The sequence below is a fragment of the Pseudoalteromonas byunsanensis genome (assembly GCF_001854475.1).
Lineage (GTDB): Bacteria > Pseudomonadota > Gammaproteobacteria > Enterobacterales > Alteromonadaceae > Pseudoalteromonas > Pseudoalteromonas byunsanensis.
Window position 1 is genome coordinate 85,802 of the sequence record NZ_MNAN01000028.1, and the last position, 15,632, is coordinate 101,433.

Consider the following 15,632-nt stretch of genomic DNA (forward strand, 5'->3'; position numbering starts at 1 on the left):
TCACAGAATTAACCTTACAGTACAAGAGGTGAGAGTATGAGTTTCAATATCGCATTAACAGGCTTAGCGGCCGCGCAAAAAGATTTAGACGTGACCGCAAATAACATTGCGAACGTTAACACTACAGGTTTTAAAGAATCACGTGCTGAGTTTGCTGATGTATATGCCGCTTCAGTATTCAGTTCTGCTAAGACTAAAGCTGGTGATGGTGCACAAACCACCATGGTAGCCCAACAATTCCACCAAGGTTCATTGAAGTTCACGAATAATTCATTGGATTTGGCCATCACGGGTGAGGGTTATTTTGCAATGAGTGAGGAATTTGGTTCTCAGGATTATACTTACACACGTGCAGGTGCGTTTAAGTTAAATCGTGATAACTTTATTGTTGATGCGCAGGGCAACTTCTTACAAGGATTCCCTGTCGATCCATCAACTGGTGATACAACTTCTGTGAGTTTAAGTACTTCAACAGCATTGCAAATTCCAGATGCTTCGGGTTCTCCACGCGCAACTTCAACAATTTACTCATCATTTAATGTTGATTCGCGAGAGTCAGTGCCGACGATTCCGTTTGACCCAACTGAATCAGCATCATTTAACTCATCTACTTCAGCAACAGTATACGATTCTTTGGGTGAGCCGCATGTTATGCAGCTATTCTTCAGAAAGTCAGCTGCCAATACGTGGGAGGTGTTTGGTACGTTGGATGGTACTCAGTTTGATAACACAGGCACAGCCGGTACAGGTACACCAATTGCGACATTTGGTTTTGATGCTAGCGGTTTACCATCTACAACGGATGGTGCTGCTAATACCGGAACTACCTTCAACCCGTTAAGCTTAACGGCTGCTAACCTCACAGGTATGCTATCAAACGGTGCAACATTCCCCAACAACGTTACCATGAACTGGCGTGATGAGGCTAACACCACAAATAAATTACCGACTCAGTATGCTAGCCGTTTTGAAGTGAAAGTACTTGAGCAAGATGGCGCGACAGTGGGCCGTTTATCAAGTATTGATATCGGTGCAGATGGTAAGATCATTGCGGCATACAGCAACGGTGATTCAACTTATCTAGGTCAGGTAGCCATGGTGCGCTTTTCAAACTCACAAGGGTTGTCTCCAGTTGGTAACACAGCTTGGAAAAAGAGCTTAACCTCTGGTGAGCCAATTGCCGGAGAACCTGCATCAGGAACGTTAGGAAGCATCAGTTCATCCTCTTTAGAGCAGTCAAACGTGAACCTAACGAATGAACTTGTTGATTTGATCAGTGCACAGCGAAACTTCCAGGCTAACTCTCGTGCCTTAGAAGTTAACTCAACACTTCAGCAAAACATCTTGCAGATCCGATAATATCAAATCAGTTAAAAAGGTCGCCACTGTGCGGCCTTTTTTGTTACCGCAGACTCTCTCCAATACAGCGTCACTTATTTGTTGGCACCATTATTGCTTTATCTAGTTAGATGAATTTAACAATAGGGTTAGTGATATGGATAAAATGCTTTATATCGCTATGTCAGGTGCTAAACAGAACTTGCGTGGTGTTGCAATCAAAGCAAATAATCTTGCTAATGCAAACACGATAGGATTTAAAGCCGACTTTGCTCAAGCGCGCTCTATGCAAGCGTTTGGCGAAGGGTTACCTACTCGCGTTTTTGCCATGCAGGAAAGGCCTGGCACAAACTTAGTGTCTGGGCCTATTGTTGAAACGGCACGAGACTTAGATATTTCTGTAACTCAGGAATCTTGGATTAGCGTGATGGATGAAGCGGGTAACGAAGCGTATACCAAAGTCGGTAGCCTCAATATCCGCGCAGATGGTGCGCTAATTACCAGCCATGGGCGTCAAGTTATTGGCGAGGGTGGTCCAATTATTTTGCCAATACCCGTTGATAAAGTCATTTTCAGTGATGATGGCTCCGTGCAGGTAAGGCCACAAGGGGCACCTGCTAACTTTATGGAAGTTGTCGATCGACTCAAAATTATTGATGCAGATAACAGTCAGCTTGAAAAAGGCAATGACGGCTTATTTCGTCCTAAAGAAGAAGCTCTCGTAAATGGGTTGTGTGGGTTTTGTGATATTTCGCCCACCGCACGTGTTATGAGTGGAACTTTGGAGCGTTCAAATGTGAACCCAGTGCATGAAATGATTGATTTGATTAATCATCAACGTCAGTTCGAAATGCAAATGAAACTAATGAAATCCGCAGAAGAGATGGATGAACGCCATGTCACTCTACTGCGTATCGTCTAACCAAGTGAGGTAGATATTATGAACCCAGCATTATGGATCAGTAAAACAGGCTTAGATGCGCAGCAAACTGACATCGCCGTTATTTCCAACAACCTCGCGAATGCTAGTACGGTAGGGTACAAAAAGAGCCGCGCTATTTTTGAAGACCTACTTTATCAAAATATTAATCAACCAGGTGGTCGTTCCTCTCAAGATACTGAGCTTCCTTCAGGTTTGATGCTAGGAGCAGGTTCCAAAGTTGTAGCAAACCAAAAGAATTTTTCTCAAGGTAATTTACTGAGTACTGAAAACTCTCTGGACTGGATGATACAAGGTCCTGGTTTTTTCGAAATTCAATTGCCAGATGGTACAACCGCCTATTCTCGAAACGGTCAATTTACGACTGATGAAGAAGGTCGCGTAGTAACATCGGGAGCAGGTTTCCCAGTTCAGCCAGAAATGAATGTACCGGATGATGCACAATCAATCACTGTCTCTCAAGATGGGGAAGTTTCAGTATCTATTTCTGGTCAAGCTGAAAACGTGGTGATTGGCCAGTTGGTGATCAGCGACTTTATTAATCCGTCAGGCTTAGAGCCTATGGGGCAAAACCTCTATACAGAGACCGCAGTAAGTGGTGCTCCTGTACAAGGAAACCCTGGAGTAGATGGCTTAGGCACAATAGTACAGGGCGCATTAGAAACCTCTAATGTTAATGTCACCGAAGAGTTAGTAAATCTTATAGAAACTCAACGGGTGTACGAAATGAACTCCAAAGTAATTAAGTCTGTTGACGAAATGCTTAGTTACATCAATCAACAGTTATAAGCGTTAGGGGGCTGTATGCGTGATCTTAGCTTATTCATTATAGTGACTGCTTTGCTTTCAGGGTGTGTATCTACACAAAATAGTGATGTGGTAAGAGATGACCCATATTATGCACCCATGTATCCAGAGCAAGAGGCTGAACCTATTGTTGCAACTGGCTCTTTGTTTAATCAGCATCGCGCCAATGATTTGTACTCTGACAAAAAGGCATTAAGAACTGGAGATATCATTACGGTGGTGCTTCGAGAGTCAACACAAGCTTCTAAAGCGGCCAATAGTCAGATGGATAAAGAGACAGAAATGTCATTGGATCCGATTATTGGCTTAGGTGGAGCAGCGGTGAATATTGGCAGGGAAAGCATTCAGTTTGGTATGGAATCAGACTCTTCTTTTCAAGGTGATAGTCAAGCAAATCAATCCAATAGTTTATTTGGTAATATTTCAGTGAATGTGATGCGTGTGCTACCTAATGGAAACTTAGTGATCCGCGGTGAGAAGTGGCTGACATTGAACACCGGTGAAGAATTTATTCGCCTAGAGGGTCTGGTTAGGGCCGCTGATGTAAAGGCTGATAATACAGTTGAGTCGAACCGTATCGCCAATGCAAGAATTCAGTATTCAGGCAAAGGTCAACAGCAAGAAGCGCAAAGCCCTGGTTGGCTAGCACGCTTCTTCATGAGCACATTGATGCCATTTTAGAGGTAAAGACAATGAGGTTGTTTCTTATAGTAAGCGTTTTATTCGGCAGTTTGTTCACGCAAGTTGCCAATGCTGAACGAGTTAAAGATGTCAGCATGGTGGAAGGCGTTAGATCCAACCAATTGGTTGGCTATGGTTTAGTCGTTGGTTTGCCTGGAACGGGAGAGCAAAGCCGTTTTACAGAACAAAGCTTTAAAGCTATGTTGAGCAGCTTTGGTATCACCATGCCAGCTAGTTTAAAGCCAAAAATTAAGAATGTTGCTGCAGTAGCTGTACACGCGGACTTACCGCCTTTTGTGAAGCCAGGTCAACAAATTGACGTTACGGTTTCATCAATAGGTAGTGCGGGAAGCTTACGGGGTGGTACGTTGTTACAAACCTTTTTAAAAGGTGTAGATGGTAATGTGTATGCAATTGCCCAAGGTAGTTTAATCGTCGGTGGCCTTGGTGCGGAAGGGCTAGATGGTAGCCGTGTTGTTATCAATACACCGACGGTTGGCAGAGTGCCAAATGGTGCAACAGTAGAGCGTGCAGTTAAAAGTCCTTTTACACAAGGGGATCACATAACCTTCAATCTAAATAGTCCTGATTTTACTACCGCCAAGCGCTTGGCTGATACGATTAATGAACTAGTGGGGCCCAATAGTGCTAAACCTATGGATGCTGCATCTGTGAGAGTAATAGCACCTCGTGACCCTTCACAGCGAGTGGCTTATTTATCTACTTTGGAAAACTTAGAGTTTAAACCAGCGGAAACCAATGCCAAGATTATTGTTAACTCTCGCACTGGAACTATAGTGATTGGTAAAAATGTTAAGTTACAACCAGCGGCCATTACACATGGTGGGTTAACAGTAACGATTGCAGAGCAGCAAAATGTGTCTCAGCCACAAGCTTTGGCTGAAGGTGAAACTGCAGTTACGCAGCAAAGCATCATTGATATAGATTCGGATGACTCTAGAGCATTTGTATTTGACCCTGGTGTGAGTCTTGATGATTTGGTACGTGCGATTAATCAGGTCGGCGCGGCACCTGGCGATTTAATGGCGATTTTAGAAGCGCTTAAAGAAGCTGGTGCAATCAATGGTCAATTAGTCGTCATATAAAGTTTTATTTTTAATCAAACAGTTAGCCTCGAAATATCGAGGCTTTTTTTTTGGCTCGGTTTTTGCATTTATTTAACCATGAACTTTTACTTTGTGTCGTTGAGCAGATGAATACCAATCAGTTAGACAAACAAAACTTTTTTGATTTGGGGAATCTAGACTCCCTGCGTCAGGATGCTTTAAAAAGTGCTTCCGATCAAAAAGCATCGAATGAAGCGCTAAAAAAGGCTGCCCAACAGTTTGAATCAATTTTTACGCAAATGCTGTTAAAGAGTATGCGTAAAGCCAACGAAGTATTAGAAGACAAAGATAGCCCGTTCAATTCAAGTAGTGTGAAGTTTTTTGAAGAAATGCATGACCAACAACTATCTATAGAGCTTGCAGGTAAAGGTAGTCTTGGTCTTGCAGATTTAATTGTTCAACAGCTCTCGCCAAATAGCGAAGGTTATACACCAGCTTCCGTGTTACGCACTAATGCTCAATTGCAAAGTGATAAAATCGCCAGTGGCCGCGCGCCATCGAGTGAGCTGTCAGATGTTGTTGATAAAAGCGACAAAGCTCAGAAAGAAAAACCACAAGATAGCTTCGATGATCCCGCTTCGTTCGTTGCTGCAATGTGGGACCATGCTAAAGACGCCGCCGAAAAAATTGGTCTCAATCCTGCCGTAATGATTGCCCAAGCAGCTCTTGAAACTGGTTGGGGTAAGCATGTGGTAGCCAAACAAGATGGTTCAAGCAGCTTCAATTTATTTAACATCAAGTCAGATAAGTCATGGCAAGGTGAGAGCGCCAGAAAGTTGACTTTGGAATTTGAGCAAGGTTTGCCTGTTCAAAAACAGGCCAACTTCAGGGCATATGATTCTGTAAAAGAGAGTATTAATGATTACATCGAGTTCTTACAAAATAACCCTCGTTATGATGAGGCGCTGAAGAAAGTGAAGCAACCAGCTCAGTACTTGGATGCGTTACAGCAGGCAGGTTACGCCACTGATCCGAATTATGCGCAGAAAATAAAAAGTGTGTTACAGCGTGGCGAGTTCAAGCAAATGCTGACATCGCTTATTCGTCAAGGAGTAAACTAAGATGTCTTTCGATTTAATGCATATTGGTACAAGTGGCGTTCGTGCCAGCACGGAACTGCTACAAACAACCAGTAGAAACATCTCAAACCTTAACACCAAAGGGTATATTCGCGAGCGCACCGAGCACGCGACAACGGTAGGTAATTTGGTTGGTCGTGGTGAAACAGTAAGATTGATTAATGACTTTGCGGCTAAGCAGCTTAACCGTGATACTTCAAACAAAGCTTACTATGATCAATTCGTAACAGAATCATCTCGTATCGATACCTTGTTTGCTGAAGAATCAAACAGCCTGAGCACAAGCATTAATAATATGTTTAATAGCTTGCAAGAGTCTATGAACCAACCGTCATCTACGGTATCTCGCTCTTTGTTTATGAACTCTGCTGAAGGTTTAGTACAGCAAATGCACCGCTTGTCGAATATCGTGTTTGACCAAAAGAGCGTTGTCAATGAGCAGTTGAGTTTGTATACCGATGAAGCGAACAGCCTGATTGAAAAAATTAGTGAGTTGAATAATAAGGTTTCATCAACATATACCAGTGATGATCGTACAGTGGCACTGTCGGTACTCAATGAGCGAGATCAAGCTATTCGTGATTTGTCAGGGCTTGTTGATATTGAAACATTGGATGGTCCAAACGGCGAAAAACTCATATTTTTGGGTTCAGGTCAGTCTCTTGTTATGGAAAACGGGACATTCAATGCCTTTGCGCTTGATGGTGACCCTGACCCGAATGTGAAAGACTTAAAGTTGGATGTTAATAGCGGAAGTGCGATTGCGCTTGATGTAGATCTTGGATCATTGAAAGGAAAAATTGGTGGTTTGCTGGCATTTCGTGACGAAATCTTGCAGCCCGCACAAAATCAATTGGGCCAAATTGGTATTTCGATTGCAGATGCTTTCAATCAGCAAAATGCGTTAGGTATGGACTTGGATGGTAACTTTGGTGGTGATATTTTTGATATACCGACTGTTCAAGGATATGCATTTCAGAACAATACCGGCACAGGCGTAGTGAACGCGACTTTAGAGGCGGGTCTAGGTAATTCTATTCCTGCAACTGACTTTCAGGTAACTTTTTTAACTGCAACGACTGTCGAAATAGCGGCAATAGATAGTGAAGGGAACGTGATAGGTACGCCTTCTACAGCGAATGTGACAGCTGGAGCAATTAACTCAGGTACAGTTACCTCCGGCGAATCATTTGGTTTGGATATGACAGTCACCGGAGCACCAGCAGCGGGTGATAGTTATGTGATAAAACTCAACTCAATCGCGGCAGCTTCATTAGAAATGGCAACCGAGCGACCTGAACATTTAGCGCTGGCGTCACCTATTAGAACGGAAGTAAGTGCAAACAATACCAGCACAGCAAGTATCTCGGCTGGCGTGGTGACGGATACCGGGGCTACGAGTAACTTTTCGAGCCCACCGATCACGCTGACGCAAGGACAGATCACGATCACTAAAACAGCTGTGGCAAATCAGTATCAAATTAATGATGGTAATGGAACGAATTTAGTCACTATTACGCCTCCTGGAAATGGTGTTCTCAATCAGGCAGGCGCACCATATGCTAGTTATGGTTTTGATTTTGATATTTCAGGGCAACCCGCTACCGGTGATGTATTCACTATTGGCGTTAACACTGATGGTTTTGATGATAACCGAAATGGTTTAGCGCTGAGCCAGTTAAAAGACACAGAGCTTGTTCGTCAGGGAGTCATAGCTAGTGCCGATAATTTAAAAACATTTAATGAATCTTATGCAAGTTTGGTTACCGAAATCGGTGTGATTGCTAACCAAGCTAAAACAAATGGTGCTGCTTTTGATGCGCTAGCGACGCAATCTGAAACCTGGTTTGAGTCTATATCGGGTGTAAACTTAGATGAGGAAGCGGCCAATCTACTGCGCTTTCAGCAATCTTATTCAGCATCTGCGCAGATAATATCTGCGGCGCGTACCATATTTGATACGCTACTCAGTGCGGCGAGGTAATGAATCATGCGATTATCTAACAACTTAATGTTTAGAAATAACCTGAACACGATTTTGAACAATCAGCAGGAAGTGAATAGAGCTCAGCAGCAAGTTAATACACAAAAACGAGTATTAACTGCCTCGGATGATCCGTCAGCGATTGCCAGCTCAATGCTATATACAGATAAGATCCAATCAAACGAGCAATTTGCAAAAAGCTCCTCCATGCTAAGTAGTCGCTTAGAGATGGAAGAGAGCGTCTTAGAAAATATCAAGGGTGCGATTGCTAAGGCACAAACCTTAACTGTACAAGCTGGTAATGGTGCATTATCTGATGCTGATAGAGAAGGGGTTGCTGCGGAGATAAGCTCACTTAAAGAGTCAATTTTTGAATTGATGAATGCAAAATCCGAAGATGGTGGATTTATTTTTGCCGGTTACCAAGATAGTAAACAGGCGTATATATATAATAGTGGTACTGGTAGCTACGAGTACCAGGGAGATCAGGGCCAACACAGCATTAAAGTTGCCGAAGGAATTAGTATTAAATCCAGTGATAATGGTTTTGATGTGTTTGAAAAAGCGGGTAAACGTTTGGATGTAGACCAAACAACGATTGTCCCTGCCACAAGCACTGTTTACGTCCAACAGCAAGGTGCCTTTGATACCTTTCATCGTACTAACTATAACGCGGACCCAACAGCGCCAGCGAACGCCAATACTGTGACTATCAACTTTACGTCTGCGACGACGTTTGATTTACAAGTTGGCGGCACAACGATTGACTCGGGTACTTTTTCTGGAAATAAAGTTGCGATTAACGGCTTTGAAGTCACATTTACTGGTGCTCCAGCGAGTATTGACTTTGATCTGGAAACTCCACAGAAGCAGAATGTGTTAAATACTTTAAACGACTTGGTCAATACTCTGACTGACACTAGCTTGGATCAAGAACAGTATAAACAAGCCCTAGCCGATGCAACTGTGGGTTTAGACAATGCCAAGAACTTGGTGTCGCAAACACAGTCTGTTTTGGGTGGGCGTTTAAACACAACTAAGCGCATAGAAGCTGCTAATTCTGATTTAGATATTAATAATAAGTTGTCTAAAGCAAACTTAGTTGAGCTAGATATGGCTGAAGCGATTACTGAGTTAACTAAACATGAAACGGCCCTTCAAGCATCACAGGCAACATTTGGCCGCTTATCTAATCTCTCCTTATTAGATTACATTCGTTAATTTGAAGCTGCCAAAACTTTGGCAGCTTCCATATATTTTTCTTTGTTTTCCTAACTTTTAATCTATAACTGATTGTTTAAATTAAACAAAGTCATTCTTAATGCTGCAATTAAGCCATAAATTCCTTTTTTAAGAATCAATGTCCAATCTAGACTATTTTCTATTTAAATTCAGTTGCTTAGTATTTTTTTAAAAAAAATGCTAAAGGATTTTTTTGGGCTTCCGATAACTTAAGTAACCGAGCCGGAGATTAAAAAACTAAATTGAAGGCTTAAAGTTATAAGTTTGAGAGTAAACCGAAAGTTTACATTGGGAGAACTATCATGGCACTTTATGTAAATACTAACGTAAGTTCGTTGAACGCACAAAGACAATTAAACAACTCTGGTAACGCTTTAGATACATCATTTAAGCGTCTATCTTCAGGCTTCCGTATCAACAGCGCAGCTGATGATGCAGCAGGTCTACAAATCGCTGACCGTTTGACTTCACAGATCAATGGTCTTAACCAAGGTAACCGTAACGCGAACGACGGTATCTCACTTGCACAAACTGCTGAAGGTGCGATGGACGAAGTTACATCAATGTTCCAACGTATTCGTACGCTTTCACAACAAGCGGCGAACGGTTCAAATACTGATGAAGACCGTTTAGCAATCCAAGAAGAAATTCGTTCACTTTCTTCAGAGGTAAACCGTGTTGCAGCTGATACAACCTTTGGTGGTCAAAACCTTCTAGATGGTAGCTATGCGGCAAACTTCCAAGTAGGTGCAGATGCTATCCAAACGATTGGTTTCAGTATGCAAAACGTGGGTGGTACAGCTAACTCGCTAGTTGCTAACAACGGCTTTACGTTATCAGGCATTGCAGGTATTGCCAGTGCGGTAACAGGTGCTTCGCTAAGTGCGGTTGCTGGTACTATCAGTAATGTGGTGGGTGCTTCGGCTGATGCGGCAAGTTTCTCTAACGTGTTTACAGCAGGTGGTATCTCTGTATCTTCACAAGCGAATGCTCAAGCAGTATTGGCGGGTATGGACCAACTAATCGCGGTAGTAGATAAGAAACGTGCTGAGTTAGGTGCTGTACAGAACCGTTTCCAATCAACGATTCGTAACCAGTCTAACATTTCTGAGAACTTATCGGCTGCTAAATCTCGTATCAAAGATACAGACTTCGCACAAGAAACAGCGAACTTAACTAAGATGCAAATCTTACAACAAGCTAGCCAAACAATCTTGAGTCAAGCTAACCAACGTCCACAGGCTGCTCTAAGTCTACTAGGATAATAGGGAATAATTAGAATAGGTGTCCGCGCTTAATGGGGTATTAACGCGGACACCGTGTTTGGACAAAAAAGCGGAGTACTTTAAATCCAAAATTTGTTCACAAATTCAATGAACAAGTATTTATAAGCATAAGCTATGCCAATGTTTATGCTAATTTATTGACACTCACTCTCAAACTTTAAAAAGGGGCTGCATAGCCCCTTTTTTCTCGCCTTCGAATAAACTATTCCTCCGACAAAATAAGTTGGCCCATGTTTTGCTTATTCTCTTGTAAGAAGTTTTTGTATGCGCAAAGCGGCAATTTTTGGCCCCGTCTAAAGTAAACGCGATAGACAAAAGTGCCGCCTTGTATTCGATTTGAACTTATGGACCTTTTGTTGGTTCGAGTTAGTAAAGAGAGAATGAGTTATGGCTTTATTTGTTAACACTAATGTCAGTGCATTAAATGCACAAAGACAACTATCTAATTCTAGCAATGAATTGGACACATCATTCAAACGTTTATCTTCAGGCTTACGGATCAACAGCGCGGCTGATGATGCAGCTGGTCTACAAATATCTGACCGTCTTATGTCACAAATCAATGGTCTGAACCAAGGTAACCGAAATGCAAACGATGGTATTTCATTAGCGCAAACCGCAGAGGGTGCGATGGATGAGATCACCAATATGTTCCAGCGTATACGTACCTTGTCGCAACAAGCGGCGAACGGTTCGAATACAGATGAAGATAGATTGGCGATTCAAGAAGAGATCCGTCAACTAGCTGCTGAGGTAAACCGTGTGGCTTCGGACACTACATTTGGTGGTCAAAACCTACTGGATGGCTCTTATTCTGCAAACTTCCAAGTTGGTGCTGATGCCATACAAACAATTGGCTTTAGTATGCAATATGTAGGTGCAACCTCAAACAGTATGGTTGCCAACAATGGCTTCACGTTGTCAGGCGTTGCCGGTGTGGCAAGTGGTGTATCTGGTGCTTCTCTTAGTGCAACAGCTGGTACTATCAGTAATGTAGTCGGTCAGCCTGCAGATGCAGCACAATTTTCGAATGTATTTACCGCTAGTGGGATCTCTGTGTCATCGCAGGCGAATGCTCAAGCAGTATTGGCTGGTATGGATGCAATGATTGCAGTGGTAGATAAAAAGCGTGCGGAACTCGGTGCGGTTCAAAACCGTTTTCAATCAACCATTCGAAACCAAGCGAATATTGCAGAAAACTTAGAAGCCGCGAAATCGCGAATTAAAGATGCAGATTTTGCTTTGGAAACAGCAAAATTAACGAAAAACCAAATTTTGCAGCAAGCTAGCCAAACGATATTAGGTCAAGCAAATCAAAGACCTCAGGCGGCATTGAGCTTGCTACAAGGATAAAATTTAAAAAAATTACAAATAAAGCTAAAGCTTCCGCTTCATAAGCCGATAGTTGACTTAGAGAACTATAAATCTAGGACTCTAACTTGGGGTGTAACAGGGTAGGGGTATCCCGTTACTCACCAATCCAACAAAGAAGCGGAGGCTATTATGGCTTTATATGTAAATACAAATGTGAGTTCATTGAACGCACAGAGACAGCTGAATAATTCAGCTCTGTCGCTTGATACATCTTTTAAAAGATTATCATCAGGCTTCAGAATCAACAGTGCGAAAGATGACGCGGCGGGGATGCAAATCTCGAACCGTTTAACAGGTCAGATCAATGGTCTGAACCAAGGTGTTCGAAACGCTAATGACGGTATTTCTCTAGCGCAAACTGCTGAAGGTGCGCTTGATGAAACAACCTCTATGTTCCAGCGTATTCGTACGCTAGCGCAGCAGGCTGCTAACGGTTCAAATACAGATGAAGACCGTTTGGCAATTCAAGAAGAGATCCGTTCTCTATCTTCAGAAGTAAACCGTGTTGCTGCTGATACGACCTTCGGTGGTCAAAACTTATTGGACGGTACTTATGACGCTAACTTCCAAGTTGGTGCCGATGCTATCCAAACAATTAGTTTTAGTATGCAAAACGTGGGTGGCACAGCGAACTCACTGACAGCAGACAATGGTTTCACCCTTTCAGGTATCGCGGGTATTGCAAGTGCGGTAACAGGGGCATCGCTAAGTGCGGTTGCAGGTACAATCAGTAGCGTTGTAGGTGCATCAGCAGATAGTGCTTCGTTCTCTGGTGTGTTCACTGCAAGTGGTATCTCTGTATCTTCACAAGCAAATGCACAAGCAGTGTTAGCGGGTATGGACCAACTTATCGCCGTTGTTGATAAAAAACGTGCTGAATTAGGTGCTGTTCAGAACCGATTCCAGTCTACAATTCGTAACCAATCAAACGTTTCTGAGAACTTAGAATCTGCTCGTTCACGAATTAAAGATACAGACTTTGCACAAGAAACAGCAATGCTGACTAAGATGCAGATCTTGCAACAAGCCAGTAGCTCAATCTTGAGTCAAGCTAACCAAAGACCTCAAGTAGCATTGTCGCTACTAGGGTAATTTAGCTTGAAGTATACGGCCAGTCCGGGTGCAAGGTATCCGGATTTGGCGTATGCTATAATGTATAGGGTCTAGGAGGTGTTCAATGAAAGATTTTGACTCTTCAAATCTGGTAGCCAATGTTTTGACTTCTCCTTCATCTCAACAGAGTGAAGTGAAGAATCAGGAATCGGCGCGTGCGATTGAGAAACCATCTAAAGCTGAAAAGGAATCAGCTGGAGAACAAAATCCACAACTGGATACAGAAAAAAGCAGGCAGCAACTTGTTGATGAGGTTAAGCAAAACCTAGATAAACTCAACGAGTTTATACCTGTAACTTCAACAAACTTGTCATTTGAGTTTGATGAGGCTGGCGATCCTCCGTTTATTCGGGTGATTGATCGAGATAATGATAAGGTGATTAGGGAAATCCCTTCGGAAGAGTTCAGAGCGGTAGCTAAAGCTTTGGACGAATTTGCCGATAAGTTAAATGGAAAGGGTTTTTTGTTCGATAGAACAGCCTAGTATTATTGGAGTTGGAGGTCGTTTATGCCACTTATTACATCTGCAGGCATTGGCTCAGGTCTTGATTTAGAAAGTATTATCAAGGCTTCGGTTGATGCAGAAAATCGCCCGAAGATGCTTTCTTTTATTAAAAAAGAGGAGACGCTTCAGGTTGAGTTGTCGGCAATAGGCGAAGTCAAATCAGCGATGTCTAAATTGCAGGATATTGTTAAAAAACTGGCCGACCCCGAAAACTTCGGTAAACGTGTTGCGAATATCACGCAACCTTCTACTGGTGACATCATCAGTGTGACACCAACGTCAGAAATCTCTGTTGGGCAATTTGACGTAGCTGTTAAACAACTGGCTAAAGGTAGTCGCTTAGAGTCCACTGACAATGCATTTGCGTCTGTAGACAGTGTCGTGACTGCTTCTGGTGGTACGCTGACTTTTAACGCGGGTGTTGATAATACTTTTGATTTGACGGTAGCTGCGGGCGCAACGCTCGCTGAGCTTAGGGATGCTATCAATAGTTCAGAAAATAATTTTGGAGTTACCGCCAACATTGTGAATACGGGTACCGTTGGTTCCAAACTTGTATTGACGTCAAATGTTACCGGTGACACGAATGATCTTACTATTACTTCTGACACCGCAGAATTAGACGCGATTAGCACCACCGCAAATGATGGTGTAACTGCCGGTGGTATGAACAGTAAGCAATCAGCGCAAAGTGCCATTATTAGTATTGACGGATTGGATGTGACAAACGACACCAATACGTTTAAAGATGCTGTTCAGGACATGACCATCAAGGCATTGGCGCAAAGTGAAGAAACAGCAGGCGCAGGTATTTACGATACTGCAACGCTGAATGTTGAATATGACCGAGAGTCGATCAACGGATTAATTGATGAATTTGTCTCAGCCTATAATAATTTAATTGGTAATATTGGCTTTCAAACTCGAATTGGCAAACCGCTTAACGGTGACGCGTCAATGCGCTCATTAAGCGGACAGTTGGTTAATACCCTTTCTACACCTCTAACAGGTGCAGGACCTTTCGAATCGATTTTTGATATTGGTCTGGGTGTAGATAAAGATGGTTATTTACAAAAATCCTCTTTGGTACGAAGTTTAAATGAAGCTATGGATAGCAATTTTGATGATATTGGCACAGCTTTTGCTGGAGAAGGAGGGGTGGCGTCACAACTTGAGACGTTACTCAGTGGCTATATCGATTCGGGTGGCCTAATTAAAGAACGTGAAACTAACTTAAATGGTCAATTAGACGATTTAGAGGATGACGTAGCTAACCATGAGTATCGCATGGCTTCACTAGAAGAAAGGTTACGTAAACAATATGCCGGACTTGATGTGTTGTTGGCACAGATGCAACAAACACAGGCGTACTTAGGTGCGCAATTGGCCAACCTCCCTGGTTTCACAAAAGCTAAATCATAGAGGGTATTACTATGTACAACGCGAGAGTTAAAAATTACCAACGAGAAGCCTTGAAAACTCAGATTGCAGGGGCTGATCGGTACGAAGTAATCCAAATGCTAATGGCTGGCGCGATAGAAAAGATGGTATTAGCTAAGGTTGCGATAGAAAAGCGCAACTTTGAAGCTAAGGCTGAACACATTTCTAAAGCTTCTGCCATAATTGAAGCGCTAAGAGGTTGTTTAGACTTTGAAGTGGGTGGCGAAGTAACGGAAAATTTGTATGCTCTATATTCATACATGTTAGATCGTTTACTTGATGCGAGTGTACAAAACGAAGTGAAGTTTGTAGAGGAAACCTCGACCTTACTTAAAGAAATAAAATCAGCATGGGATGCCATTCCACATGATGTGCGAGAGCAAACACTAAGCCAAAATGGTGCTGATGCCCATGCTGGATAGCGGCAAATCTCTTAGTGAACATCTAAATGAGATTGAGCAAGCAGTAAAAGACGGTGAACACGATATCGCAGCAGGGCTTATGACTGAGCTTGATAGTCAGCTTCGCCAGATTTTTGACAGGAAAGTAGAAGAAGGCGATCCCTTGATTGCTGAACTACAGAGCCTTCAAGATAAAATGCAATCGCTCTCCAAAACGCTTTCCGATGAGCGCGCTAAAACGGCATCGGAATTAGCGAAAATGCATGGCAATAAAAAGAAAATTAAAGCCTATAAACAAACTTAACATCGCTGGTT

Annotated in this window: 15 protein-coding genes; all 15 read left to right on the forward strand. The window is 42.6% G+C overall.

What is annotated here, in order from left to right; translation table 11 throughout:
• The first annotated feature begins 36 nt into the window (after window positions 1–36).
• The 15 genes from flgE (at window position 37) to BIW53_RS08070 (ending at window position 15,621) form a co-directional block, all read left to right on the forward strand.
• Window positions 37–1,359: a flagellar hook protein FlgE gene (flgE, locus tag BIW53_RS08000; protein WP_070991336.1), complete on the forward strand. Its 1,323-nt coding sequence runs from the start codon at window positions 37–39 to the stop codon at window positions 1,357–1,359.
• Window positions 1,360–1,495: 136 nt separating this feature from the next.
• Window positions 1,496–2,260, forward strand: a complete 765-nt coding sequence (locus tag BIW53_RS08005; protein WP_070991337.1) for a flagellar basal body rod protein FlgF — start codon at window positions 1,496–1,498, stop codon at window positions 2,258–2,260.
• Between the two features lie 18 nt (window positions 2,261–2,278).
• Entirely contained in the window at window positions 2,279–3,067 is a 789-nt protein-coding gene (gene flgG, locus BIW53_RS08010; RefSeq protein WP_070991338.1) for a flagellar basal-body rod protein FlgG, read from the forward strand.
• A gap of 15 nt (window positions 3,068–3,082) precedes the next feature.
• Window positions 3,083–3,766 (forward strand): flagellar basal body L-ring protein FlgH, encoded by a 684-nt coding sequence (flgH, locus tag BIW53_RS08015; RefSeq protein ID WP_070991339.1) that lies wholly within the window; start codon window positions 3,083–3,085, stop codon window positions 3,764–3,766.
• An 11-nt stretch (window positions 3,767–3,777) separates the two neighbouring features.
• Window positions 3,778–4,872 (forward strand): flagellar basal body P-ring protein FlgI, encoded by a 1,095-nt coding sequence (locus BIW53_RS08020; protein ID WP_070991340.1) that lies wholly within the window; start codon window positions 3,778–3,780, stop codon window positions 4,870–4,872.
• Window positions 4,873–4,979: 107 nt separating this feature from the next.
• Window positions 4,980–5,954, forward strand: coding sequence for a flagellar assembly peptidoglycan hydrolase FlgJ (gene flgJ / locus BIW53_RS08025; protein ID WP_070991607.1), 975 nt, complete (start codon window positions 4,980–4,982; stop codon window positions 5,952–5,954).
• 1 nt (window position 5,955) lies between these two features.
• Window positions 5,956–7,956, forward strand: coding sequence for a flagellar hook-associated protein FlgK (flgK, locus tag BIW53_RS08030; protein WP_070991341.1), 2,001 nt, complete (start codon window positions 5,956–5,958; stop codon window positions 7,954–7,956).
• A 6-nt stretch (window positions 7,957–7,962) separates the two neighbouring features.
• Window positions 7,963–9,177, forward strand: a complete 1,215-nt coding sequence (flgL, locus tag BIW53_RS08035; protein ID WP_070991342.1) for a flagellar hook-associated protein FlgL — start codon at window positions 7,963–7,965, stop codon at window positions 9,175–9,177.
• 323 nt (window positions 9,178–9,500) lie between these two features.
• On the forward strand, window positions 9,501–10,463 hold the full coding sequence (locus BIW53_RS08040) for a flagellin N-terminal helical domain-containing protein (RefSeq protein WP_070991343.1): 963 nt from the start codon (window positions 9,501–9,503) through the stop codon (window positions 10,461–10,463).
• A gap of 408 nt (window positions 10,464–10,871) precedes the next feature.
• Window positions 10,872–11,837: a flagellin N-terminal helical domain-containing protein gene (locus BIW53_RS08045; RefSeq protein WP_070991344.1), complete on the forward strand. Its 966-nt coding sequence runs from the start codon at window positions 10,872–10,874 to the stop codon at window positions 11,835–11,837.
• A 150-nt stretch (window positions 11,838–11,987) separates the two neighbouring features.
• Window positions 11,988–12,950 (forward strand): flagellin N-terminal helical domain-containing protein, encoded by a 963-nt coding sequence (locus tag BIW53_RS08050; protein ID WP_070991345.1) that lies wholly within the window; start codon window positions 11,988–11,990, stop codon window positions 12,948–12,950.
• Between the two features lie 85 nt (window positions 12,951–13,035).
• Window positions 13,036–13,455 carry a flagellar protein FlaG gene (locus BIW53_RS08055; protein ID WP_070991346.1) on the forward strand — a complete coding sequence of 140 codons (420 nt, stop codon included), beginning with the start codon at window positions 13,036–13,038 and terminating at the stop codon, window positions 13,453–13,455.
• A gap of 24 nt (window positions 13,456–13,479) precedes the next feature.
• Entirely contained in the window at window positions 13,480–14,898 is a 1,419-nt protein-coding gene (gene fliD, locus BIW53_RS08060) for a flagellar filament capping protein FliD (protein ID WP_070991347.1), read from the forward strand.
• Between the two features lie 11 nt (window positions 14,899–14,909).
• On the forward strand, window positions 14,910–15,338 hold the full coding sequence (fliS, locus tag BIW53_RS08065; protein WP_070991348.1) for a flagellar export chaperone FliS: 429 nt from the start codon (window positions 14,910–14,912) through the stop codon (window positions 15,336–15,338).
• Window positions 15,328–15,621: a MerR family transcriptional regulator gene (locus tag BIW53_RS08070; RefSeq protein WP_070991349.1), complete on the forward strand. Its 294-nt coding sequence runs from the start codon at window positions 15,328–15,330 to the stop codon at window positions 15,619–15,621. Before fliS ends, BIW53_RS08070 begins: the two co-directional genes overlap by 11 nt.
• The last annotated feature ends 11 nt before the right edge of the window (window positions 15,622–15,632 follow it).

Excerpts from the sequence above, each read along its gene's own strand:
- flgE (WP_070991336.1), top strand. The coding sequence starts at position 37 with ATGAGTTTCAATATCGCATTAACAGGCTTAGCGGCCGCGCAAAAAGAT.
- BIW53_RS08005 (WP_070991337.1), top strand. The coding sequence starts at position 1,496 with ATGGATAAAATGCTTTATATCGCTATGTCAGGTGCTAAACAGAACTTG.
- flgG (WP_070991338.1), top strand. The coding sequence starts at position 2,279 with ATGAACCCAGCATTATGGATCAGTAAAACAGGCTTAGATGCGCAGCAA.
- flgH (WP_070991339.1), top strand. The coding sequence starts at position 3,083 with ATGCGTGATCTTAGCTTATTCATTATAGTGACTGCTTTGCTTTCAGGG.
- BIW53_RS08020 (WP_070991340.1), top strand. The coding sequence starts at position 3,778 with ATGAGGTTGTTTCTTATAGTAAGCGTTTTATTCGGCAGTTTGTTCACG.
- flgJ (WP_070991607.1), top strand. The coding sequence starts at position 4,980 with ATGAATACCAATCAGTTAGACAAACAAAACTTTTTTGATTTGGGGAAT.
- flgK (WP_070991341.1), top strand. The coding sequence starts at position 5,956 with ATGTCTTTCGATTTAATGCATATTGGTACAAGTGGCGTTCGTGCCAGC.
- flgL (WP_070991342.1), top strand. The coding sequence starts at position 7,963 with ATGCGATTATCTAACAACTTAATGTTTAGAAATAACCTGAACACGATT.
- BIW53_RS08040 (WP_070991343.1), top strand. The coding sequence starts at position 9,501 with ATGGCACTTTATGTAAATACTAACGTAAGTTCGTTGAACGCACAAAGA.
- BIW53_RS08045 (WP_070991344.1), top strand. The coding sequence starts at position 10,872 with ATGGCTTTATTTGTTAACACTAATGTCAGTGCATTAAATGCACAAAGA.
- BIW53_RS08050 (WP_070991345.1), top strand. The coding sequence starts at position 11,988 with ATGGCTTTATATGTAAATACAAATGTGAGTTCATTGAACGCACAGAGA.
- BIW53_RS08055 (WP_070991346.1), top strand. The coding sequence starts at position 13,036 with ATGAAAGATTTTGACTCTTCAAATCTGGTAGCCAATGTTTTGACTTCT.
- fliD (WP_070991347.1), top strand. The coding sequence starts at position 13,480 with ATGCCACTTATTACATCTGCAGGCATTGGCTCAGGTCTTGATTTAGAA.
- fliS (WP_070991348.1), top strand. The coding sequence starts at position 14,910 with ATGTACAACGCGAGAGTTAAAAATTACCAACGAGAAGCCTTGAAAACT.
- BIW53_RS08070 (WP_070991349.1), top strand. The coding sequence starts at position 15,328 with ATGCTGGATAGCGGCAAATCTCTTAGTGAACATCTAAATGAGATTGAG.